The sequence below is a fragment of the Pseudomonas sp. TE50-2 genome, assembly GCF_040813665.1.
GTDB classification, from domain to species: domain Bacteria; phylum Pseudomonadota; class Gammaproteobacteria; order Pseudomonadales; family Pseudomonadaceae; genus Aquipseudomonas; species Aquipseudomonas soli.
The window spans coordinates 4,357,722-4,378,347 of the sequence record NZ_JBFNXN010000001.1 but is presented as its reverse complement, the minus strand read 5'-3'; the positions used below and the strand labels follow the sequence as shown (position 1 = coordinate 4,378,347).

At 64.6% G+C, this 20,626-nt stretch carries 22 protein-coding genes; 12 read left to right on the top strand and 10 right to left on the bottom strand.

What is annotated here, in order from left to right; genetic code table 11:
* Window positions 1–179 precede the first annotated feature (179 nt).
* From livH to AAHK21_RS19995, 6 genes are all read left to right on the top strand, one after another.
* Window positions 180–1,103 carry a high-affinity branched-chain amino acid ABC transporter permease LivH gene (livH, locus tag AAHK21_RS20020; RefSeq protein WP_028692119.1) on the top strand — a complete coding sequence of 308 codons (924 nt, stop codon included), beginning with the start codon at window positions 180–182 and terminating at the stop codon, window positions 1,101–1,103.
* Window positions 1,100–2,356: a high-affinity branched-chain amino acid ABC transporter permease LivM gene (locus AAHK21_RS20015; RefSeq protein WP_046854486.1), complete on the top strand. Its 1,257-nt coding sequence runs from the start codon at window positions 1,100–1,102 to the stop codon at window positions 2,354–2,356. The genes livH and AAHK21_RS20015 overlap by 4 nt, the downstream gene beginning before the upstream one ends.
* Window positions 2,353–3,120, top strand: coding sequence for a high-affinity branched-chain amino acid ABC transporter ATP-binding protein LivG (gene livG / locus AAHK21_RS20010; RefSeq protein ID WP_023631159.1), 768 nt, complete (start codon window positions 2,353–2,355; stop codon window positions 3,118–3,120). The genes AAHK21_RS20015 and livG overlap by 4 nt, the downstream gene beginning before the upstream one ends.
* Window positions 3,121–3,822 carry an ABC transporter ATP-binding protein gene (locus AAHK21_RS20005; RefSeq protein WP_023631160.1) on the top strand — a complete coding sequence of 234 codons (702 nt, stop codon included), beginning with the start codon at window positions 3,121–3,123 and terminating at the stop codon, window positions 3,820–3,822.
* A 121-nt stretch (window positions 3,823–3,943) separates the two neighbouring features.
* Window positions 3,944–4,621 carry a COG3650 family protein gene (locus AAHK21_RS20000; protein ID WP_094012561.1) on the top strand — a complete coding sequence of 226 codons (678 nt, stop codon included), beginning with the start codon at window positions 3,944–3,946 and terminating at the stop codon, window positions 4,619–4,621.
* Between the two features lie 103 nt (window positions 4,622–4,724).
* Window positions 4,725–6,338, top strand: a complete 1,614-nt coding sequence (locus AAHK21_RS19995; protein ID WP_046854483.1) for an NAD(P)/FAD-dependent oxidoreductase — start codon at window positions 4,725–4,727, stop codon at window positions 6,336–6,338.
* A 75-nt stretch (window positions 6,339–6,413) separates the two neighbouring features.
* Here the strand turns inward: AAHK21_RS19995 and AAHK21_RS19990 are convergent, their stop codons facing one another.
* Window positions 6,414–6,878, bottom strand: a complete 465-nt coding sequence (locus AAHK21_RS19990) for a glycine zipper 2TM domain-containing protein (RefSeq protein WP_023632818.1) — start codon at window positions 6,876–6,878, stop codon at window positions 6,414–6,416.
* Between the two features lie 147 nt (window positions 6,879–7,025).
* Between AAHK21_RS19990 and AAHK21_RS19985 the strand changes: the two genes are divergently transcribed.
* On the top strand, window positions 7,026–7,256 hold the full coding sequence (locus tag AAHK21_RS19985; protein ID WP_031316816.1) for a hypothetical protein: 231 nt from the start codon (window positions 7,026–7,028) through the stop codon (window positions 7,254–7,256).
* A 30-nt stretch (window positions 7,257–7,286) separates the two neighbouring features.
* Here AAHK21_RS19985 and pdxH read toward each other — a convergent pair whose 3' ends face one another.
* The 5 genes from pdxH to dinG form a co-directional block, all read right to left on the bottom strand.
* On the bottom strand, window positions 7,287–7,934 hold the full coding sequence (gene pdxH, locus AAHK21_RS19980) for a pyridoxamine 5'-phosphate oxidase (RefSeq protein WP_110704384.1): 648 nt from the start codon (window positions 7,932–7,934) through the stop codon (window positions 7,287–7,289).
* An 18-nt stretch (window positions 7,935–7,952) separates the two neighbouring features.
* The gene (locus tag AAHK21_RS19975; protein WP_367858133.1) at window positions 7,953–8,930 is read right to left on the bottom strand and encodes an OmpA family protein; all 978 of its coding nucleotides are present in this window, start codon (window positions 8,928–8,930) and stop codon (window positions 7,953–7,955) included.
* A 99-nt stretch (window positions 8,931–9,029) separates the two neighbouring features.
* Window positions 9,030–10,175 carry a serine hydrolase domain-containing protein gene (locus tag AAHK21_RS19970; protein ID WP_367858132.1) on the bottom strand — a complete coding sequence of 382 codons (1,146 nt, stop codon included), beginning with the start codon at window positions 10,173–10,175 and terminating at the stop codon, window positions 9,030–9,032.
* A 97-nt stretch (window positions 10,176–10,272) separates the two neighbouring features.
* Window positions 10,273–12,489 (bottom strand): beta-galactosidase, encoded by a 2,217-nt coding sequence (locus AAHK21_RS19965; protein ID WP_367858131.1) that lies wholly within the window; start codon window positions 12,487–12,489, stop codon window positions 10,273–10,275.
* An 81-nt stretch (window positions 12,490–12,570) separates the two neighbouring features.
* Complete coding sequence (dinG, locus tag AAHK21_RS19960; protein WP_367858130.1) at window positions 12,571–14,715, bottom strand: ATP-dependent DNA helicase DinG; 2,145 nt, start codon at window positions 14,713–14,715, stop codon at window positions 12,571–12,573.
* A 98-nt stretch (window positions 14,716–14,813) separates the two neighbouring features.
* On the opposite strand from dinG, the gene AAHK21_RS19955 reads away from it, so the two are divergent.
* Window positions 14,814–15,278 (top strand): CopD family protein, encoded by a 465-nt coding sequence (locus AAHK21_RS19955; RefSeq protein ID WP_046854476.1) that lies wholly within the window; start codon window positions 14,814–14,816, stop codon window positions 15,276–15,278.
* A gap of 829 nt (window positions 15,279–16,107) precedes the next feature.
* Here AAHK21_RS19955 and AAHK21_RS19950 read toward each other — a convergent pair.
* The 4 genes from AAHK21_RS19950 to AAHK21_RS19935 form a co-directional block, all read right to left on the bottom strand.
* Window positions 16,108–16,866, bottom strand: coding sequence for a collagen-like protein (locus AAHK21_RS19950; RefSeq protein ID WP_367858129.1), 759 nt, complete (start codon window positions 16,864–16,866; stop codon window positions 16,108–16,110).
* Window positions 16,859–17,134, bottom strand: coding sequence for a DUF1145 domain-containing protein (locus AAHK21_RS19945; protein ID WP_046854474.1), 276 nt, complete (start codon window positions 17,132–17,134; stop codon window positions 16,859–16,861). The genes AAHK21_RS19950 and AAHK21_RS19945 overlap by 8 nt, the downstream gene beginning before the upstream one ends.
* A gap of 97 nt (window positions 17,135–17,231) precedes the next feature.
* Window positions 17,232–17,951 (bottom strand): OmpA family protein, encoded by a 720-nt coding sequence (locus AAHK21_RS19940; RefSeq protein WP_046854473.1) that lies wholly within the window; start codon window positions 17,949–17,951, stop codon window positions 17,232–17,234.
* A gap of 89 nt (window positions 17,952–18,040) precedes the next feature.
* On the bottom strand, window positions 18,041–18,733 hold the full coding sequence (locus AAHK21_RS19935) for an OmpA family protein (RefSeq protein WP_038706655.1): 693 nt from the start codon (window positions 18,731–18,733) through the stop codon (window positions 18,041–18,043).
* A 160-nt stretch (window positions 18,734–18,893) separates the two neighbouring features.
* On the opposite strand from AAHK21_RS19935, the gene AAHK21_RS19930 reads away from it, so the two are divergent.
* Genes AAHK21_RS19930 through AAHK21_RS19915 form a run of 4 tightly spaced genes read left to right on the top strand, consistent with a single transcriptional unit; the run spans window position 18,894 to window position 20,559 of the window.
* A complete protein-coding gene (locus tag AAHK21_RS19930; protein WP_367858128.1) occupies window positions 18,894–19,388 on the top strand; it encodes a DUF6231 family protein in 495 nt (164 codons plus the stop codon).
* A gap of 4 nt (window positions 19,389–19,392) precedes the next feature.
* A complete protein-coding gene (locus AAHK21_RS19925; RefSeq protein WP_367858127.1) occupies window positions 19,393–19,869 on the top strand; it encodes a YchJ family protein in 477 nt (158 codons plus the stop codon).
* 2 nt (window positions 19,870–19,871) lie between these two features.
* Complete coding sequence (locus tag AAHK21_RS19920; RefSeq protein WP_367858126.1) at window positions 19,872–20,348, top strand: LEA type 2 family protein; 477 nt, start codon at window positions 19,872–19,874, stop codon at window positions 20,346–20,348.
* 7 nt (window positions 20,349–20,355) lie between these two features.
* Window positions 20,356–20,559 carry an SEC-C metal-binding domain-containing protein gene (locus AAHK21_RS19915; RefSeq protein WP_023632501.1) on the top strand — a complete coding sequence of 68 codons (204 nt, stop codon included), beginning with the start codon at window positions 20,356–20,358 and terminating at the stop codon, window positions 20,557–20,559.
* Window positions 20,560–20,626 lie beyond the last annotated feature (67 nt).

The window sequence follows — 20,626 nt, the reverse complement described above, 5'->3', positions numbered from 1 at the left end:
GAGGTTCATGAACCTGATTCCCGTGATCCGGGAGCCGGTTCACCTGAAAATCTTAAAACCGTCACCCGCGGTTTCCTGGCCGTGCCCGCAAAAAGATCACGTGGCGAAGACCACGAGAACAAGGGGCCGGGGTCATCCCCCGCCAGAGAAATGCAAATCAGGTTTTTAGGAGCGCTGTAATGCCTGAGATCTACCATTTCCTACAACAACTGGTTAACGGATTGACCATCGGCAGTACCTACGCGCTGATCGCCATCGGTTACACGATGGTGTACGGCATCATCGGCATGATCAACTTCGCCCACGGCGAGGTGTACATGATCGGTTCCTACGTGGCCTTCATCGCCCTCGCCGGGCTGGCCATGATGGGCATCCACTCGTTGCCGATCCTGATGACCGTGGCCTTCGTCGCCACGATCTTCGTCACCAGTGCCTATGGCTACAGCATCGAACGGGTCGCCTACCGGCCGCTGCGCAACAGCAACCGGCTGATCCCGCTGATCTCCGCCATCGGCATGTCGATCTTCCTGCAGAACACCGTCCTGCTGTCACAGGACTCGAAAGACAAGTCCATCCCCAACCTGATCCCCGGCAGCTTCTCGTTCGGCCCGGGGGGCGCTGAGGAAGTGCTGGTCTCGTACATGCAGATCCTGGTGTTCGTGGTGACCCTCGTCGCCATGACCTGCCTCACCCTGTTCATCTCCCGTTCCCGCCTGGGGCGCGCCTGCCGCGCCTGCGCCGAGGACATCAAGATGGCCAACCTGCTGGGCATCAACACCAACAACATCATCGCCCTGACCTTCGTCATCGGTGCCGCGCTGGCGGCGGTGGCGGCCGTGCTGCTGAGCATGCAGTACGGAGTGATCAACCCCAACGCCGGTTTCCTGGTGGGCCTGAAGGCCTTCACCGCGGCGGTACTGGGCGGCATCGGCAGCATCCCGGGCGCCATGCTCGGCGGGCTGGTGCTGGGCGTGGCCGAAGCGTTCGGCGCCGACATCTTCGGCGACCAGTACAAGGACGTGGTGGCATTCGGTCTTTTGGTTCTTGTCCTGCTGTTCCGGCCGACCGGCATCCTGGGCCGCCCGGAGGTTGAAAAAGTATGAACAGAAATCTCAAACAGGCGTTCTTCAGCGCCTTGCTGGTCTGGGCCGTGGCCTTCCCGGTGCTGGGCCTGAAACTCAGCATCGATGGCATCAGCCTGGTGGTGCATAGCCAGGGTTCGTTCACCATCGGCATCATCGCCGCGTGCTCGGTGCTGATGTTCCTGCGGGTCTTGTTCGACAAGCAGTGGAGCGCGGTGATGGGCCGCCGCTCGGACCGCAAGCTGGTACCGCCTTCGGTGAGCAACTTCCTGACCCTGCCGAAAACCCAACGCTGGGTGATCATGGGCCTGATCGTCGCCGCCCTGATCTGGCCGTTCTTCGGCTCCCGCGGCGCGGTCGACATCGCCACGCTGATCCTGATCTACGTGTTGCTGGGCCTGGGCCTGAACATCGTGGTCGGCCTGGCGGGCCTGCTCGACCTGGGTTACGTAGGTTTCTACGCCGTCGGCGCCTACAGCTACGCGATGCTCTCGCATTACCTGGGCTGGAGCTTCTGGGTGTGCCTGCCGATCGCCGGCCTGATGGCCGCGACCTTCGGCTTCCTGCTCGGCTTCCCGGTGCTGCGCCTGCGCGGTGACTACCTGGCGATCGTGACCCTGGGCTTCGGCGAGATCATCCGCCTGTTCCTGCGTAACCTCACCGACTGGACCGGCGGCCCCAACGGCATCAGCAACATCCCCAAGCCGGAGTTCTTCGGCCTGACCTTCGAGCGCCGCGCCGCCGAGGGGATGCAGACCTTCCACGAGTTCTTCGGGCTGGAATACAACTCGATCAACAAGGTCATCTTCCTCTACCTGGTCGCCCTGCTGCTGGCCCTGCTGGCGCTGTTCGTGATCAACCGCCTGCTGCGCATGCCGATCGGCCGTGCCTGGGAAGCGCTGCGTGAAGACGAGATCGCCTGCCGCGCGCTGGGCCTGAACCCCACCGTGATCAAGCTCTCGGCGTTCACCCTGGGTGCCTGCTTCGCCGGTTTCGCCGGCAGCTTCTTCGCCGCCCGCCAGGGCCTGGTGACACCGGAGTCGTTCACCTTCATCGAGTCGGCGATCATCCTCGCCATCGTCGTGCTGGGGGGCATGGGTTCGCAATTGGGCGTGATTCTCGCGGCCATCGTGATGATCCTGCTGCCGGAGATGATGCGTGAGTTCAGCGAATACCGGATGCTGATGTTCGGTGCGCTGATGGTGTTGATGATGATCTGGCGTCCGCAGGGCCTGCTGCCCATGCAACGTCCGCACATGGAGCTGCCTCGATGAGCCGCGAAATTCTGCAAGTCAGCGGCCTGAGCATGCGCTTTGGCGGCTTGTTGGCGGTCAACGGCGTGGCCCTGACCGTCAAGGAAAAACAGGTGGTGGCACTGATCGGCCCGAACGGCGCCGGCAAGACCACCGTGTTCAACTGCCTGACCGGCTTCTACAAGCCCAGCGGCGGCACCATCCTGCTCGACGGCCAGCCGATCCAGGGCCTGGCCGGCCATCAGATCGCCCGCAAGGGCGTGGTGCGAACCTTCCAGAACGTGCGCCTGTTCAAGGAAATGACCGCGCTGGAAAACCTGTTGATCGCCCAGCACCGCCACCTCAACACCAACTTCTTCGCCGGCCTGTTCAAGACCCCGAGCTTCCGCCGCAGCGAGAAGGAGGCCATGGAGCGCGCCCAGTACTGGCTGGAGAAGGTCAACCTGACCGAGTTCGCCAACCGTACCGCCGGCACCCTGGCCTACGGCCAGCAACGGCGCCTGGAAATCGCCCGCTGCATGATGACCCAGCCGCGGATCATCATGCTCGACGAACCGGCCGCCGGCCTGAACCCCAAGGAGACCGAGGACCTCAAGGCCCTCATCGCCTACCTGCGCGAATCGCACAACGTGACCGTGCTGCTGATCGAGCACGACATGAAGCTGGTGATGAGCATTTCCGACCACATCGTGGTGATCAACCAGGGCACGCCCCTGGCCGACGGCACGCCGGAAGAGATTCGCGGCAACCCTGATGTGATCAAGGCCTACCTGGGGGAGGCGTAAATGCTGAAGTTCGAGAACGTTTCCACCTTCTACGGCAAGATCCAGGCGCTGCACAGCGTCAACGTCGAGATCAACCAGGGCGAGATCGTCACCCTGATCGGCGCCAACGGCGCCGGCAAGTCGACCTTGCTGATGACCCTGTGCGGCTCGCCCCAGGCGAGCAGCGGCAGCATCAAGTACCTGGGCGAGGAACTGGTCGGCCAGCCGTCGTCGCACATCATGCGCAAGAGCATCGCGGTAGTGCCGGAAGGCCGCCGCGTGTTCGCCCGGCTGACCGTCGAGGAAAACCTGGCCATGGGCGGTTTCTTCACCAACAAGGGCGACTACCAGGAGCAGTTGGACAAGGTCCTGCAACTGTTCCCGCGCCTGAAGGAGCGTTACATCCAGCGTGGCGGCACCATGTCCGGTGGCGAGCAGCAGATGCTGGCCATCGGCCGGGCACTGATGAGCAAGCCCAAGCTGCTGTTGCTCGACGAACCATCGCTGGGCCTGGCGCCGATCATCATCCAGCAGATCTTCGACATCATCGAACAGCTGCGCCGCGATGGCGTGACCGTGTTCCTGGTGGAGCAGAACGCCAACCAGGCGCTGAAGATCGCCGACCGCGCCTATGTGCTGGAGAACGGCAAGGTGGTGATGCAAGGTACCGGTGAAGCGTTGCTGACCGACCCGAAGGTACGCGATGCGTACCTCGGGGGTTGAATGATCAAAGGGCCTTCGGGCCCTTTTTTCTTGCGCCGCGATGAGGCCGTGCCTCTTGTAGAGGCCCGGCAGGCTCGGTAACGTGACCGGCACTTTTTGCCCGAACACCGGAGCCCGCCTGATGCGCCTCACCCCTTCCCTACTGCTCACCGCCCTGCTGCCGCTGTTCGCAGGCTGCCAGATGCTGGCCGAAAAACCGGTCGACCCGAACCTGGGCACCACCCGTCTGCAAGGCGAACTGAGCGCGGCCGGCGGCCATCTGCTGTTCAAACCCTGTAACGAAAGCCGCCGCTTCATCGTCAACGACGCTGCCAGCACCGGCATCCTGCAAGAGGCCGCCACCCTGGCCGACGACGCCGGTGACAAGCTGTTCGCCGATGTCCGCGCGCGCATGGCCGGCAGCAAGCAGGCAGGCAGCGACGGCCAGCTCGACGTGACCCGCCTGTACCGCCTCGACACCTCCGAATACCGTGGCTGCGAAGACCCCAACTTCAAGCAGTTGACCCTGCGCGCCGGCGGCCACGAGCCGGACTGGGACATCAAGGCCAGCGGCAAGGGCATGGTGCTCAACCGCATCGGCCAGGAGCCGTTGCCACTGCCTTACCTGGAAGAAGCGCTGCCCGGCGGCGGCCTGAGCCTGTCCAGCGAGGCCAACGGCCAGCGTGTCGAACTGTGGGTCGCGCCACAGCGCTGCGTCGACGGCGCCACCGGCGCCATCCGCCACCTCAAGGCCGAGCTGCGCATCGACGGCAAGACCCTGCAGGGCTGCGCCTACTACGGCGGCGCCCGCGACCTCTGATCACCGGGTGCTTTTATCCTGCCAGTCGGGGCGGCTAACAGCTTATACTTGGCGGTTTGTGTAAAGCCGCCGGCCGCCCATGGCCGGGATACTGGACCCTGCCATGCTACGAATCACCGAACTGAAGCTGCCCCTGGACCACTCCGACGACGAGCTGCGCGCCGCCATCGTCCAGCGCCTGGGCATCAGCGATGAGCAACTGCTCGGCTTCACCCTGTTCAAGCGCAGCTACGACGCGCGCAAGAAGAACAGCGAGCTGCTGTTCATCTACACCATCGACCTTGAAACCAGCAACGAAGACGAGCTGCTGCGCCGCTTCGAAGGCGACGCCAAGATCGGCGTGGCCCCAGACGTCAGCTACAAGTTCGTCGGCCAGGCCCCGGCCGAGCTGCCGGCGCGCCCGATCGTGGTCGGCTTCGGCCCCTGCGGCATCTTCGCCGGGCTGCTGCTGGCGCAGATGGGCTTCAAACCGATCGTGCTCGAGCGCGGTAAAGAGGTGCGCCAGCGTACCAAGGACACCTGGGGCCTGTGGCGCAAGAGCGTGCTCAACCCCGAATCCAACGTACAGTTCGGCGAAGGCGGCGCCGGGACCTTCTCCGACGGCAAGCTGTACAGCCAGATCAAGGACCCGAATCACCACGGTCGCAAGGTGCTGGAAGAGTTCGTCAAGGCCGGTGCGCCCGACGAGATTCTCTACATCAACAAGCCGCACATCGGTACCTTCCGCCTGACCAGCATGGTCGAGAAGATGCGCGAGGAAATCATCACCCTGGGCGGTGAGGTGCGCTTCGAGCAGAAGGTCACCGACCTGCTGGTGGACGGCGAGCAGCTCACCGGCGTGGTGCTGCAGAGCGGTGAACAGCTGCACTCGCGCCATGTGGTGCTGGCCCTGGGGCACAGCGCCCGCGACACATTCCGCATGCTCCACGCCAAGGGCGTGTTCATGGAGGCCAAGCCGTTCTCGGTCGGTTTCCGTATCGAGCACCCGCAGTCGCTGATCGACAAGGCGCGCCTGGGCAAGTACGCCGGCCACCCGAAACTCGGCGCCGCCGACTACAAGCTGGTGCACCACGCCAAGAACGGTCGTTCGGTCTACAGCTTCTGCATGTGCCCGGGCGGCACCGTGGTCGCCGCCACCAGCGAGCCTGGCCGCGTGGTCACCAATGGCATGAGCCAGTACTCGCGCAATGAGCGCAACGCCAACTCCGGCATCGTCGTCGGTATCGACCCCGAGCGCGACTACCCGGGTGGCCCGCTGGCCGGTATCGAGCTGCAGGAGCGCCTGGAAGCCCATGCCTACGTGATGGGCGGCAGCAACTACCAGGCACCGGCGCAATTGGTCGGTGACTTCGTCGCCGGGCGCCCGTCCACCGCGCTGGGCAGCGTCGAGCCGTCGTACAAACCGGGCGTGACCCTGGGCGACCTGGCACCAAGCCTGCCGGACTTCGCCATCGAGGCGATCCGTGAAGCGCTGCCGGCCTTCGACCGCCAGATCAAGGGCTACAACCTGCACGACGCGGTGCTGACCGGCATCGAAACCCGCACCTCGTCGCCACTGCGCATCACCCGTGACGCCAGCTTCCAGAGCCTCAACCTCAAGGGTCTGTTCCCGGCAGGTGAAGGCGCAGGCTACGCCGGTGGCATCCTGTCTGCCGGTGTCGACGGGATTCGCATTGCCGAAGCGGTGGCACGGGATATCCTCGGGCTGAACGACTAACCCGATCGTCTTTCACAGACAAAAAGAAACCCCGACACGGCCAAGCCGGTCGGGGTTTTCTTTTCAAGCGTGCTGTCAGTGCGTGACGCGGCTGGTGCCGTCGACAGTCATGATGCGAACTCGCTCACCCACACGGAAGATCTCGTTCTGCTGCACTTGCTGCACATAGGCGCGCATGCTGCCGTCGTCTTCCCGCACGGTGATTTCGACACCCTGGGTGCGGGTCAGGCCTTCTTCGGCGGCGGAACCCGCAAGGCCACCGGCCACGGCACCGATCACCGCCGCGACGATGCTGCCACGGCCACCACCGACGGCACTGCCGGCGACACCACCGACAATGGCGCCAGCGCCGCCACCGATTGGCGTCTTGGTGCCTTCGATCTTCACCGGACGCAGGGATTCGATGGTGCCCATGCGCACGGTCTGCACGCGGCGGGCCTCATCACGGGAGTAGCTGTCGCCGGTCAGCGACGATTGGCAGCCGCCCAGCAGCAGCGACACGGTGGTGAAGCTGGCCAGCAGCAAAGCGGATTTACGCATGGGGACAATCTCCATAAGACAGGTGTCCATTAGACTCCGCGCCTTGACAAGTGTCACGGCGCAAACGTTATAAAATTGTTTTCATTCAGCTCAGGTACAGCCGTTGCTGGCTGATTTGCGGGCCTACAGGTGAGACCAAGGATAGCCATGGATTACTTCATCGTCGTCGTCGTGACGGTCGCCGGGCTGTATTTTCACGGGTGGCTGTATGTGCGCATGCGCCGCTGGATGGACCGGGACCTGGCGCTGTCGCTGGCCGGGGAGGATCCGGCGAAGCAGGACTTCATGCTCAAGTTGCTGGAGCGGGCGCGGGTGGAGAAGGTGCGGCGCAAGGAGTTGGCGGCGTGGCTGGAGCGGGAAGCGGCGGGGTATCGTTGATGATGGGGCCGCGTCGCGGCCCCATCCTGGTCAGGGCGCCAGGCGCTCGCGCGCCCACTGGCCATCGACCAGGCGGTAGTTCAGGCGGTCATGCAAGCGGCTCGCCCGCCCCTGCCAGAACTCGATGCGCTCGGGCAGCAAGCGGTAACCGCCCCAATGCTCCGGGCAATGCGGCTGGCTGTCGGAAAAGCGCGCCTCGGTGGCCTTGACCAGGCCTTCCAGCTCCTCGCGATCGGCGATCACCCGGCTCTGCGGCGACGCCCAGGCCCCCAACCGGCTGCCCAGCGGGCGCACCTGGTAATAGTCGTCCGACTCCTTGGCCGTGACCTTCTCCACCCGCCCCTCGATCCGCACCTGGCGCTCCAGCGCCGGCCAGAAGAAGGTCATCGCCGCATAAGGGTTGGCCGCAATGTGCTGGCCCTTGGCACTTTCATAGTTGGTGAAAAAGGTGAAACCGCGTGCGTCCAGCGCCTTGAGCAGCAACACCCGGCAATGCGGACGCCCCTCGGCATCAACGGTGGCCAGGGTCATGGCGTTGGCTTCCACCGGCAGCTGCTCGGTCTTCACCGCATCGGCGAACCAGTGGTGGAACAGCGCGAACGGCTCCCCGGGAGCCTGGGCTTCGGCCAGGCCATCACGGGTGTAGTCGCGGCGCATATCGGCCAGGGATTGGGTCATGCTGCGTTTCCTTGACGATCAGTTGGTCTTCGCAGGGCTGTTGGCGGCGACTTTCTTGTCGGTGGCGGCCTTCTTCGCGGCTGGCTTGGCCGCAGCGGCTTTCTTCTTGGCGGTGGTGCTGGCCTTGGCCGGCGCCTTGGCTTTGGTGGCAGGTTTCTTCGCAGCCGGCTTGGCGGCGGCCTTAGCGACAGGCTTGGCGGCCGGGGCCTTGGCGTCCTGAGTGGCAACCATCGCCGCCGGAGCCGGCGCCGGGGCGGCCTGCTGGTACTTGGCGAGCAGCGCGACCATGGTGTTCTGCGGGGTCAGCAGCAGTTCGACACGGCGGTTCAAGGCACGGCCTTCGGCGCTGTCATTGGCGGCACGCGGCATCACCGCGCCCATGCCCTTGAGCATCAGGCGGTCGCGCTGCAGGCCGCTGAGACGGAAGATCGCCGACACTGAAGCGGCGCGCTCGAGGCTGAGCTTCTGGTTGGCGGTCGTGGCGCCGCTGGTATCGGCGTGACCGAGGATCAGCACAGCGGTCTTGGTATCGGTCTCGATGACCTTGGCGACCTGGGTGATCGGGCCAAGGGTCGCGGGCAGCAGCATGTTCGGGCGATCAGGGTTGTAGGAGCTGTCGACCGGGATGGTCACCGCCAGCAAATCCTCGCGGCGCTCCAGCTCGAACTTGCTGCCCTTGATCGCTTCGCGGACCTTCGGCTCGTACTGGTCGAGCCAGGCCTGCGTGGCCTTGTGGTCGATCTTCGGCACCGCTGCGACCTTGTCCTTCTTCTCATCGCTGCCAAACGGCCACCACCAGCGGCTGCCGCTTTCGGACTTGGCGTCGGCCTTGGCCACGTTCTCGACGACGGCCTCCTTCACTTCCTTGTCAGCGACCTTGTCCGAACCAAATGGCCACCAGTTCAGGCCACCGTCCTTTGCGGCGTCCGGGGAGTGGCTGGCGCAACCGGTCATGGCCAGGCACAGGGCGAGTGCTAAGGTTTTATGTGAAGACATCAGCGATACACCATGAAATAGAAAGAAATTTTGCCCATACGCTTCAGGCGTTGGCATTGAGGATAGTCAAAGGGAACTGGCAATACCCGCGTTACCCGATCAAAGGCAACTGCCAAGCACCCGCACTAGTTTCTGCGCGCGGGGATCCATCAGCACGTAGGGGCCGAGGGTATTGGTGACGAAGCCGAAGGCCACGTCATGTTCGGGGTCGGCGAAACCGACCGAGCCACCGGCGCCGGGGTGACCGAAGGCACGTGCGCCAAGGCCGAAGGTGGCGTTGGCCACCTCCGGCTGGTCGAGCATGCAACCCAGGCCGAAACGGGTCTGGGTGAGCAGGGTGCGGTCCTGGCCGAGGCTGTGCTCGCGGGTCAGCTCGTCGAGCAGTTCGGACTCGAGCAGGCTGCCGTCGAGCAGGCCGGCATAGAAGCCCGCCAGGCTGCGGGCATTGCCATGGCCATTGGCCGCCGGCTGCTGCATGCGCCGCCATTCGGGCTTGTTGGTGCTGGTGAGGATCGCCGGCGGGTTGGTGAAGGCCCGGGTGGACAAGGCCTCGGGCTCGCGCATCGTCACCTGCAGCAGGCGCTGGGCGGCGGCATCGCCAGGGTTGCCCTTGCCGCGGGCGATATGCGCCACGCGGTGGAATTCTTCATCCGCCAGGCCGACGTGGAAGTCCAGGCCCAGCGGCTTGGCGGTGCGGGCGACGATGGAGTCACCCGGACCACGGCCATCGGCACGGCGGATCAATTCGCCAATCAGCCAGCCATAGGTGATCGCCGCATAACCGTGCTCACTGCCAGGCGTCCACCAGGGCGCTTCGGCGGCGAGGGCATCGACCATGGCCTGCCAGTCATACAGGGCTTCGGCCGGCAGCAGTTCACGGATGGCCGGCAGGCCGGCGCGGTGACTGAGCAGTTGGCGCAGGGTGACCTGGTCCTTGCTGGCCTGGGCGAACTCCGGCCAGTAGCGCGCCACCGGCGCATCGAGGGCGAGCTTGCCCTCGCCCACCAGTTGCAGGGCGGTGGCGGCGGTAAAGGTCTTGGTGCAGGAGAACAGGTTGGCGATGGTGTCGCTGTGCCAGGCCTCGCGGCCATCCTTGTCGGCACTGCCGGCCCACAGGTCGACCACGGTTTCTCCGCCGACCTGGATGCACAACGCGGCACCACGTTCCTGGGGATCCTCGAACAACGCGGCGAAAGCATCGCGCACCGCCTCGAACTTCAGCTCATAGTGACCCTGGATCTGCACCCGACTACCTCTCTTTACTGCCTGGCTTGCAAAGGAGTGCATTGTTTCAGTAGTTGGGCGATTTGCCTACTGAAGATGGCTGGGTGGTTATCCGGAACTACGGCTTGTCCAACGCAGCGCGCAAATGCCCAAGGGCTTGAAGGTTGCTGCGGCGTACCGCCTCGATGAACCCCGCATAAGGCACATCGGTGACAGCGACCAGGCCCAGATGACCGTTCTCGCCATCGAGCAGGCGCCCGCTGGCGGGTTGATCGAGGTACTGGAACCAGTGCGCGCCGACGATCATCGGCTGGGCCATGGCCGCCTTGAGGAAGTTGACATACGCCGGGCCACGGTCTTCCTCGCGGGCCACTTCCAGCGGGCCTGGCCAGAACGGACCACGGTCGCGCGAGCCGAACTGGAACTCCGAGACCAGCACCGGCTTGTCGAGCTCGGCCAGGCGGGCGAAGTCGTAGCCGTCGTCAGGCTTCAAGGTATAGAAGTTGAAGCTCAGCACATCGCAGAACTCGGCGCAGGCCTTCACCGCCTCGGGGGTGCTGACCGCGTAGCGGCCACCGAGCAGCAGATGGTTAGGCGCATGCCATTTCAGCGCATCGGAAATGGTCTTGAAATAGGTTTCGGCAAACACCTGCTGGAAGTACTGGTAGTCACGCTCGATTTCCGGATGCTCAGGGTTGGGCAATGGCGCCTCGAAACCCGGGTCTTCCATCAGCTCCCAGGCGGTCAGCTCAATACCCCAGGCCTTCGACAGCCCCTGCTGGTTGCGGTACTTGTCGCGCAGTTGCTTGAGGAAAGCGCGCTTGGCCGGCACATCCGTGGTCAGGCGCAAGGTGCCGTAGGCCAGGCCATAACGTGCCTTGGGGTCGTCCCCCGGCGCGGCCCAGGCCAGTTCGTTGTCGGCGAAGTAACCGATCAGCCAAGGATCGTCACGGTGATCCCGGGCAGCAATGGCCACGGCACGCTCGGTGGCCATGGCGAAACGCGGATCGAACGGGTCGGGCATGCGTCCCCACCAGTCCATGCCGGTGCTGATGCTGGCGTAGTCACCGACGATCGACAGCGGCAAGGTGTACGGCAGGCGCTTGGCTTGCCCGAGCGACGCATCGCTCCAGTTACCTAGGGTGTTGAAGCCCCAGGCCTGCAGGCGATCCAGGGTATGGCCCTGCCAGCGCTGGGTGTCCAGCACCGCCACCGGGCACGCCACCTCTCCCTGCGGGCAAGGCTTGCCATAGGTGCGCTGAAGATTGGCCGCGTAGAAGTCGAACCAGCGCCCCTGCTTGAAACCTCGGCCTTGGGACGACGCATTGCCGTCATCGTTGTTGCCTTCGCCATAGAAGGCACTCAGGGTGTCTCCTTCTCCCGGCAAGGCTTTGAACATGCCCTCACGGCCGGCGACATAGGTGCGCCCGCCATCGGCGGCGACGGCATTGACGCCGAGCGAATAGAACGGATGCCCTTCCGGCGTCACCAGGTACCAGCGTCCGTCGCGTTTCTCGGTACGGAAAAAACCCTTGGCTTCGAACGCAGGTCCCTCCAGCAGGCCGCCATAGGAGTCCAGCTTGAGCTTGTCGCGCTCGGCCAGCCAGCCCTTGAGCTGTGCCTGTTCACGGCTGTCGGCAGCCTTGAGCTGCTCGTCGTTGACGATTTTTTCCGGCCAGCGGCCACGGGTCGATTGCCCATAGTCATCGATCAGCTCGGCGTAGGCGGCCTTGAACGCCTGATCGTCATCCTGCAGGCCGACCTTCTCGATCAACAGGCTCTGCGCCACCTTGGGGCCGGGGATGCTCAAGCTGACCGAAGTGACCTGCGCCAGGTCGGCTGCTCCTTCGCTGCTGGCCAGCAGCAGGCGCTGCCCTTCGTAGTTCCAGGGCATCGGCGGCCCGGCGCGCATGCCCTGGCTCAGTGGTGAACGGGCCTTGAGCGGAATCATCACGGTCTGCGCAGGCCCAGCCGGCAGGTCGATGCGGCTGGTGAGCGTGCGCCCGTCGCTGCTTTGCACCACCACATCAACGGTCAGCGCCCAATCCATGCCGCTCTGCAGGCGCAGGGTCAGCGCCTGGCCGGCAGACCAATCCCACGCCCCGCTCTGCGGCGCGAGGCGCAGTGTCGGCTGCGCCACCGGGTTGAACACCACTCGCCGCAACACCTCGCCTTCGGCTGTCTGTTCCGCGTTGTACTGCGGCAGGCTGGTGTCCTGGGTGATGACATTCACCACCGAGGCCGGGCGCACGAAGCTGAACAGGGTCTGCTGCCCGGCCAGCAAAGGCGCACTGAACAACACGGAGAACACGACAGGCAAGGCGCGGCGGATCATGGGGCGGTGACTCTCCTTCGGAGCCCGTCATGGGCTCGCAATCGAGTAATGGACAACGGGTTGTGCGTGTTGCTCCGGCAGTCAGCCGATTTCCCGTCGGAAAGGTGGCAGCGCGTTGAGAATAGCCTTGCCATAGCGTTGCGTGACCAGACGGCGGTCAAGCAAGGTAATCACACCACGGTCCTGCTCGGTACGCAGCAGCCGGCCGCAGGCCTGGATGAGGCGCAGCGAGGCGTCGGGCACGGCAATCTCCATGAACGGATTGCCGCCACGGGCTTCGATCCATTCGGCCAGCGCGGCCTCGACCGGATCGTCCGGCACCGCGAAGGGGATCTTGGCGATCACCACATGCTCGCAATAGGCGCCCGGCAGGTCGACACCCTCGGCGAAGCTGGCCAGGCCGAACAGCACGCTGTGCTGGCCGTCGTCGACCCGCGCCTTGTGCTTGTTCAGGGTTTCCTGCTTGGACAGGTTGCCCTGGATCAGCACCAGCTTGCGCCAGTCGCGGTCCAGGCCGTCGAACACGTCCTGCATCTGTTTGCGCGAGGAGAACAGCACCAGCGCGCCGCGGGCGTCCTCGACGATGGCTGGCAGCTCGCGAATGATCGCCGCGGTGTGCGCCGTGGCGTCGCGCGGATCGGCACCCAGGTCGGGCACCCGCAGCAGCCCGGCGTCACCATGCACGAACGGGCTGGGCACCACGCACTGCACCGCGTCGCGTGGCAGGCCCGAACGCATGCGGAAGCGGTCGAACTTGCCCAGCGCAGTGAGCGTCGCCGAGGTCACCAGGGCGCCATAGGCGACGTTCCACAGGCTCTTGCGCAACATCTCGGCAGCCAGGATGGGGCTGGCGTTGACCTCGATATCGAACAGCGCGCCGCTTTCGGCCAGGGTCAGCCAACGGGCCATGGGCGGATTGTCTTCGGGGTCTTCCGTGGTAAAGGCAGTCCACAGCTCCCAGTTGCCCTGGGCCCGGGTCACCAGGCTGCCGAACAGCGGGTACCACTCCTCGGCCTGGTGGCTGGCGATACCGATGTTGTTCTCGCCGTCCATGCCTTCCTTGAGCAGGTCGGCCAGGCGGGTGAACAAGTCGTTGAGGCGGGCGAAGCCTTTCTTGAGCTCGATGCCCACTTCACGGATCTGCTCCGGCACCACGCCGCCCTCGAAGCGATAGCGCGGACGGTCGCGACCTTCCATGTCCTCGCCGGCGCGGAAGTCCGCCACCTGCTCGCACAGGGTGAACATGAACTGTTGCTGGGTACGCACCTCGCGGGCCAGCTCCGGCACCTGCTCGATGTACTTGCCGAGGTCGCCCGGCAATGGATGCTGGGCCAGCAGTTTGGTCAGGTTCTTGGCGGTCTGCTCCAGCCAGTCGGCGGTGGAGCGCAGCCGCGAGTAGTGGGCGAAATGGCCGATGGCCTTGTCCGGCAGGTGGTGGCCTTCGTCGAACACGTACATTGTGTCGCGCGGGTCAGGCAGCACTGCGCCACCGCCAAGTGCCAGGTCGGCCAGGACCATGTCGTGGTTGGTGACGATCACGTCGACCTTGCCCATGCCTTCACGGGCCTTGTAGAACACGCACTGCTGGAAGTTGGGGCAGTGCCGACCGGTGCATTGGCTGTGATCGGTGGTCAGGCGCGCCCAGTCCTGGTCCTCGATGGCCTCCGACCAGCTGTCGCGATCGCCGTCCCAGCGGTTGCCGGCGAGCTTCTCGATCATGCTGTTGAACAGCTTCTGGCTGCGCTCGTCGACCTCGATGCGAAAGCCCTCCTCCTCGAACAGCTGAGCGGTGGCCGACTGGGCGTGGCCTTCCTGCAGCAGGACGTCGAGCTTGGACAGGCACAGGTAACGGCCACGGCCCTTGGCCAGGGCGAAGCTGAAGTTCAGCCCGCTGTTGCGCATCAGGTCGGGCAGGTCCTTGAAGACGATCTGCTCCTGCAGCGCCACGGTCGCGGTGGCGATCACCAGGCGCTTGCCGGCGGCCTTGGCGGCGGGGATCGCGGCCAGGCTGTAGGCGACGGTCTTGCCGGTACCGGTACCGGCCTCGACGGCAACCACCGCAGGCTCGCCGGCACGGCGGCCTTCATCGTCGCTGGCGATGTCGCCGAGCACCTTGGCCACTTCGGCGATCATCAGGCGCTGGCCGTAACGCGGCTTGAGGCTTTTGGCTTCGAGGAAACGCGAGTAGGCGCCCTGGATGGTGGCTTTGAGTTCGTTGCTGATCATGGTCTGCAGGCGCCCGGAGGGCTGGATATATTTTCAGTGTTTCGCATGGGCCGGCTATCATACCCCGCTATTGCCCTTTGTGCCGCATGGAGATCCGGATGCTTGCCTTTGCCCTGCCCTACACCTTGCATGTCCTGGCCGCCCTCGTCTGGGTCGGCGGGATGTTCTTCGCCTGGCTGGTGCTGCGGCCGGCCACGGTTGCAGCGCTGGAGGGGCCTGCGCGGCTGCGTTTGTGGGTGGAGGTTTTCCAGCGGTTCTTCAGATGGGTCTGGCTGGCGGTGGCGGTGCTGGCTGTCAGCGGGGTCGGCATGATCCACCTGCGGTTTGCCGGGTTCGAGACCGCGCCTCGGTATGTGCAGGTGATGATTGGCGGGGGGATTGTCATGTTTGCGTTGTTCATGCGGGTTCAGGGGTTGTTGTTGCCTGAGCTGCGTGCGGCGGTGGAGGCTGGGGATTGGGCTTCGGGGGCTGGGGTGTTGGGGCGGATTCGGCGGTTGGTTGGGGTTAATTTGTTGATTGGGGTGTTAGTGGTGGGGGTGGCAAGTTCGCGGGTTTTGGTTTGAGGGGTTTGGGTTTGGCTTGAGAGATTGTTTTGGTAGTTGTAAGCACATTCGTAGACGATATCGACATTTAGTCACCCTTTCGCCTTTACGGCGACCTACTTTTGTCTTGACAAAAGTAGGCAAAACCGTTCGGCTCCGTTCATACGGCCCCTACGCTTCGCTACGGGGTTCCCTCGCTCCGTTCTTGCTCCCGTGGGTACCGCGCTGTACGCCCCATCCTGGGGCGCAGCGCTCGACGGCCATCCATGGCCGTCGCCCCACTACGCAAGAACTCCACTCGGCCTCCTGAAGTCGCAACTTGTGTCGCCTGAACTATCGCGCACTTAGAAGCAAGATCAAGAGCAGATCAAGAGCAGATCAAGAGCAGATCAAGAGCAGATATGTTGGTTTTGTTAGTGGCTGTAATGTTGTTCTTCATTGCCCCGCGATGTTGATCTAGAGTTCCCACGATGGCAACTAGCGACTAGCTGCGTTAGTGCAGGCGCCGCCCGTAACTTCGCGACTTCAGGAGGCCGAACGCAGGCCTTGCGGAGGGAGGTGACGGGCATGGATGCCCGTCAAGCGCTGCGCCCCAGGATGGGGCGTTCAGCGCGGTCCTCCCGGGAGCAAGGCCGGAGTGAGGGAACCCGGAGCGAAGCGGAGGGCCGGATGAATGGAGCGCAACGGCTTTGCTTACTTTGGCCAAGACCAAAGTAAGCCGCCGTAAGGGCGGAAAGGTGAATAAGCGTCGACATCGCAAATGAATGCGCATACAACTTTCAACACCAACTAGCCAACTAACCAAACAACCAAACAACCAAACAACCAAACAACACTACCCCAGAAAAACTCAAAGCCGCTGAAGAATCAACTCCCCCGAGGCCCCAGCCAACCCAGGCTGCCCGGCCTGCCCAGGCCGCCCATTCCCCCCCGCATCGGTCCGATAAACCAGACACCCCTTACTGACCCCACCCGCCCCGGCCTTCCCGGCAGCCCCCGCCTTACCAGGCGCACCACCATCAAGCCGTACCACAATCCGCTCCTGCGCAAACCCTTCAGGCACCGCCAGACGAACTCGCCCACCGGGCGCCCCATCATGCCCGTTGCCACCATCATCACCATTGGCCCCACGACTGGCCTGCCCCCAGGTGCAGCCCCCGGGCTTGCCATTGGCGCCGTCGAGCCCGACATACCCCGGCGCCCCAGCCCCGCCCCGGGCGTCGATCGATAGCCGGTCCGCCTCCAGCGCCTGCAGCCGCAGATCCAGGTTACGCCCCGGCCTCGCGGGCCGCTCGTAGCTTCCGGGCGCCCCTGGCGCACTGAACTCGCTGCCCTCGCCCAGCCGAGCCATCAACGCCTCGATGCTCAGGTCGCGCTCGGCCGGCGCGATGGCGATGCGCGCATCGCGCCCCAGTTCGAGCCGGTCGATCTTCAGCTCGGTAAGGCTGGCTGGTAGCAACAAGGTCGCCGAGTCGGCCACCCGCAGATGCTCCAGATGCACGCTTGCCGCCTTGTTCGGCAGCCGCAGCATCGAATGGGCAGCAACCTCCAGGCTTTCGGCCTGGGCCAAGGGTGTGACCATTACGGCCAGCAAAATCAGTTTACGCATGGCTCGGCGCCTCCTGCGACCGGGGGATGGACATGACATGGAAGATGCCGGTCAACAGAATCTGCAGACGGTCGAACCAGCGATGGCTGCGCCCGCGCAGGCTGCCGTTGAAGAACAGCACCTCGAGCACATGCAGCGACAGCAGTACGATACCTGCGGCATTGATCAGCAGATTGAGCGGCAATGGCTGCGGCATGAACTGGTTGAACAGCACCACACCCCAGAACGCCACCGTCAGAGCCTTGCCCAGGCCCAGGATGAACTTCATACCCCGCCCCCATGATTTATTGTTATGCCGGCGCGGCCCGTTCGAGCGGACCGCGCCGGCAACAGTAACCCTACTGCCGGGGCATGCGCCAGAGGGGTCAGTTCAGGTGCAGTTCCACTCGTCGGTTGCGCGAGCGACCTTCGTCGGTGTCGTTGTCGGCCACCGGCTCACTCTCGCCACGGCCCTGGCTGGTCACCTTGTTCGGCGCCAGGCCCTGGCTGATCAGGTACTCGGCAACACCGCTGGCACGGCGCTCGGACAGGCGCTGGTTGTAACTGTCGGAGCCCACGCTGTCAGTGAAACCGATCACCTTGACACTGGCCACACTGGGGTCGTTGAGCTTGGGCAGCAAGCCCTGCAGGCGCTGCTGGGCACCTTGGGTAAGCTCGGCGGAGTCGAAGGCGAATAGCACCTGGCCCTGATCATCCAGCGTGATCACCTCTGGGGTCGCCGCAGGCTCTGGCTGCGGTGCGGTGGCTGGATATTGCGGCAACGGGCAGCCCATATGGTTGACCTGGGTACCGGCCGGAGTATCCGGGCAACGGTCGCGGCGGTCGAAAACGCCATCGCCATCCTCGTCGCCATCCTGGGCATAACAGATCAAGCCACCGGCGATCGCACCGGCAACGCCGGCACCAGCCGCCCAGCTGGAACTTTCGATGGCGCCCAGGCCGCCACCGACCAGACCGCCAAGCAGGCTGCAGATGGGCCAGGTCCTTTGATTGAGGGGCGCGCTGCCATCGCTGTGGGTGGCGCAGCCTGCCAGCAGGCTCGTGGCCACCACCAACGGCAGTGCCGCTTTCGACAAAACACGCATGGTGAATGCTCCTGTGTCACCGGCCGCTACCGGTCACACAGGAGTAAAGACGTGCCCACGCCACTTCTCAAGGCGCGGGCACATCGCCGTCAACGCTGGATCTTGATCTCGGTTCGACGGTTCATGGCACGCCCGTCGGCGGTGGCGTTGTCGGCGACCGGCTGCGTTTCACCCGCCCCCACCACCGAGACGAAGCTGGCGCGCGGTACACCGCTTTCGACCAGGTAGTTGGTCACCGACTGGGCGCGGCGCTCGGAGAGCTTCTGGTTGTAGCTGTCGGAGCCAACGCTGTCGGTGTGGCCGGAAACGCTCAGGCGCGCGCTCGGGGCTTCCTGCTTGAGGCGCGTGGCGATGGTGTTCAGGCGCTCCTTGTCGGTGGCCGTCAGGCGTGCCGAGTCAAACTCGAAATGCACGTCACGGATGACGATGACTTCTTCCTTCTGTACCACGACCTCCTCAACCACCGGCGCCGGCTCCGGCGGGCAGCCATTGGCGTCGACCTGCACGCCACGCGGAGTGCCTGGGCACTTGTCGCGGCTGTCCGGGACGCCATCGCCGTCTTCGTCACCGTCACCATGGGCCCAGCAGTAACCCGCCGCCAGGCCGCCACCGAGCAAGGCGCCCCAGCCAGCCCAGCTGGAGCTCTCGATCGCGCCCAGGGCCGCGCCGCCCACGCCCCCGACGGCAGCACACTTCGGCCAGTCGGTTTTCTGCAAACCTGCACAACCAGTCAACACACTGGTGAGCAGAACCAGGGGTATCGCTGTGCGTACTATGCTCATCTTGTTGCTTCTCCTAGGGGGAATCGGTAGAAAACCGATGCTCTGGGAGTAAAGACCGGCGCTTCCCGCTCTGCCAGCAATAAGCCACGCCGCAGCGGCGCGCCCCTTTGCCCGCTGGCCTGGGACCGTTAGTCTTGAGCGACCTGAACGAGGAATGGCAATGACCGACGCTTTCTCCCAACGCACGCCCCAGCAGGCACTGGCCGCCCTGCTGGAGCGCTTCACCCCGCGCCACTTGCTGCTGGTGGGCAGTCGCTTCCCGGCCCTGGAAGCCTTCGCCGCCGCCCATCCCGATACCCGCATCGAAGTCGCAGCACCCGGCCCGCTGCCCGCCGAACAGGCCGCCCGGCGCTTCGACCTCGCGGTACTGGTCGATTGCCTGGAACACCTGCCCAAGCGCACCGGCCTGGAGCTGCTGGGCGGCATTCGCAACCTCAACGCCAGCCGCGTCGCGGTGCTGGCCGACCTGACCGTCTGCGGCTGGCAGGCCACCGATTTCTATTCGCTGGCGCTCTCGGCCAGCGAGCAGTTCCAGCGCGATGAACAGGTATTGAGCCTGTTCACCTATGATCTGCATGACTACAAACAAGTCCCGGACTGGCTCAACGCCAAGTTCTGGGCCAACCCCGAAAACTTCGGCAAGTACTGGTGGTGACCGAATGAGTGTCTCGATCTGCCCCTGCGGCAGTGGCAACCTGCTCGATACCTGCTGCGGGCACTATCACAGTGGAACACCAGCGCCGGATGCCCAGACGCTGATGCGTTCACGCTACAGCGCCTATGTGCTGGGCCTGGTGGATTACCTGGTGGCTACCACCCTGCCGGCCCAGCAACCAGGCCTGGACCGCGCCGCCATGGCGGCCTGGAGCGCGCAGAGCACTTGGCTGGGCCTGGAGGTGGAGGCCGCCGAGGTGCTCGGCGGGCAGCCCGAGCATGCCTTCGTCACGTTCACCGCACGCTGGCACGACCTCGAGGGCGATCACCAGCACCGCGAGCGCTCGGCATTCGTCCAACACGCCGGACGCTGGTACTTCATCGACCCGACCGCCCCCCTCAAGGCCGGTCGCAACGACCCCTGCCCCTGCGCCAGCGGGCAGAAGTTCAAGAAATGCTGCGCCAGTTACTTCGGTAGTTGAGCATGCGCACCCTGGCCCGCCTGCTCTCGCTCAGCCTGCTGCTGGGCGGGTTGGCGGGCTGCGCCAGCTGGGGCGGTGATACCTGGCGTGAACCACAACTGCACCTGCTCGAGGTGGAACCGGTAAAGGTGCGCCTGCACCAGCAGGAGTTCGTTCTGCACCTGCGGGTCGACAACCCCAACGACAGCCGCCTGTTCATCCGCCACCTGGCCTACTCTGTACGCCTCGGCGACCTGTTGCTGGCCGAAGACGAGGCCAGCCTGTGGCGCAGCGTTGGCGGCCATGCCCGGCGCACCTTCAAGGTCACCGTGCGGACCAATCTCTGGCAGCACCTCAAGCCTCTGGCAAAGCTGCTCAAGAGCGGGCAACCCGTGCAGTATCAACTGCGCGGCGAGCTGGCCACCGGGCTGATCGTGCATCGGGACCTGCACTTGAGGCAAAGGGGTGAGATAATCCCCGGCGATCTTAAACCGGAGTAACGCTGCAATGACCCAACAACCCCATGTCCATGGCCCCGACTGCGATCACGATCACGGTCACGACCATCACCACGACCACGGCCATGTGCACGGCCCGCACTGCAACCACGGCCACCAGGAGCCGGTGCGCAACGCCCTGAAGGACGTCGGCCGCAACGACCCTTGCCCATGCGGCAGCGAGAAGAAATTCAAGAAGTGCCACGGCGCCTGATCAACGTCAGCGCACGTGTTCATGGCCAAGCTCACCCCCAGGCAAATCTTCTTGGGAACGGGCTTGG

What these genes read in the sequence shown, in the direction of transcription:
- pdxH (WP_110704384.1), bottom strand. Translation starts at nt 7,934, where the DNA reads ATGACCCAATCCCTGGCCGATATGCGCCGCGACTACACCCGTGATGGC.
- AAHK21_RS19985 (WP_031316816.1), top strand. Translation starts at nt 7,026, where the DNA reads ATGGATTACTTCATCGTCGTCGTCGTGACGGTCGCCGGGCTGTATTTT.
- AAHK21_RS19955 (WP_046854476.1), top strand. Translation starts at nt 14,814, where the DNA reads ATGCTTGCCTTTGCCCTGCCCTACACCTTGCATGTCCTGGCCGCCCTC.
- AAHK21_RS19920 (WP_367858126.1), top strand. Translation starts at nt 19,872, where the DNA reads ATGCGCACCCTGGCCCGCCTGCTCTCGCTCAGCCTGCTGCTGGGCGGG.
- AAHK21_RS19925 (WP_367858127.1), top strand. Translation starts at nt 19,393, where the DNA reads ATGAGTGTCTCGATCTGCCCCTGCGGCAGTGGCAACCTGCTCGATACC.
- dinG (WP_367858130.1), bottom strand. Translation starts at nt 14,715, where the DNA reads ATGATCAGCAACGAACTCAAAGCCACCATCCAGGGCGCCTACTCGCGT.
- AAHK21_RS19975 (WP_367858133.1), bottom strand. Translation starts at nt 8,930, where the DNA reads ATGTCTTCACATAAAACCTTAGCACTCGCCCTGTGCCTGGCCATGACC.
- AAHK21_RS19990 (WP_023632818.1), bottom strand. Translation starts at nt 6,878, where the DNA reads ATGCGTAAATCCGCTTTGCTGCTGGCCAGCTTCACCACCGTGTCGCTG.
- AAHK21_RS19965 (WP_367858131.1), bottom strand. Translation starts at nt 12,489, where the DNA reads ATGATCCGCCGCGCCTTGCCTGTCGTGTTCTCCGTGTTGTTCAGTGCG.
- AAHK21_RS19950 (WP_367858129.1), bottom strand. Translation starts at nt 16,866, where the DNA reads ATGCGTAAACTGATTTTGCTGGCCGTAATGGTCACACCCTTGGCCCAG.
- AAHK21_RS20015 (WP_046854486.1), top strand. Translation starts at nt 1,100, where the DNA reads ATGAACAGAAATCTCAAACAGGCGTTCTTCAGCGCCTTGCTGGTCTGG.
- AAHK21_RS20000 (WP_094012561.1), top strand. Translation starts at nt 3,944, where the DNA reads ATGCGCCTCACCCCTTCCCTACTGCTCACCGCCCTGCTGCCGCTGTTC.
- AAHK21_RS19935 (WP_038706655.1), bottom strand. Translation starts at nt 18,733, where the DNA reads ATGAGCATAGTACGCACAGCGATACCCCTGGTTCTGCTCACCAGTGTG.
- AAHK21_RS19930 (WP_367858128.1), top strand. Translation starts at nt 18,894, where the DNA reads ATGACCGACGCTTTCTCCCAACGCACGCCCCAGCAGGCACTGGCCGCC.
- AAHK21_RS20005 (WP_023631160.1), top strand. Translation starts at nt 3,121, where the DNA reads ATGCTGAAGTTCGAGAACGTTTCCACCTTCTACGGCAAGATCCAGGCG.
- AAHK21_RS19915 (WP_023632501.1), top strand. Translation starts at nt 20,356, where the DNA reads ATGACCCAACAACCCCATGTCCATGGCCCCGACTGCGATCACGATCAC.
- livG (WP_023631159.1), top strand. Translation starts at nt 2,353, where the DNA reads ATGAGCCGCGAAATTCTGCAAGTCAGCGGCCTGAGCATGCGCTTTGGC.
- AAHK21_RS19940 (WP_046854473.1), bottom strand. Translation starts at nt 17,951, where the DNA reads ATGCGTGTTTTGTCGAAAGCGGCACTGCCGTTGGTGGTGGCCACGAGC.
- AAHK21_RS19945 (WP_046854474.1), bottom strand. Translation starts at nt 17,134, where the DNA reads ATGAAGTTCATCCTGGGCCTGGGCAAGGCTCTGACGGTGGCGTTCTGG.
- livH (WP_028692119.1), top strand. Translation starts at nt 180, where the DNA reads ATGCCTGAGATCTACCATTTCCTACAACAACTGGTTAACGGATTGACC.
- AAHK21_RS19995 (WP_046854483.1), top strand. Translation starts at nt 4,725, where the DNA reads ATGCTACGAATCACCGAACTGAAGCTGCCCCTGGACCACTCCGACGAC.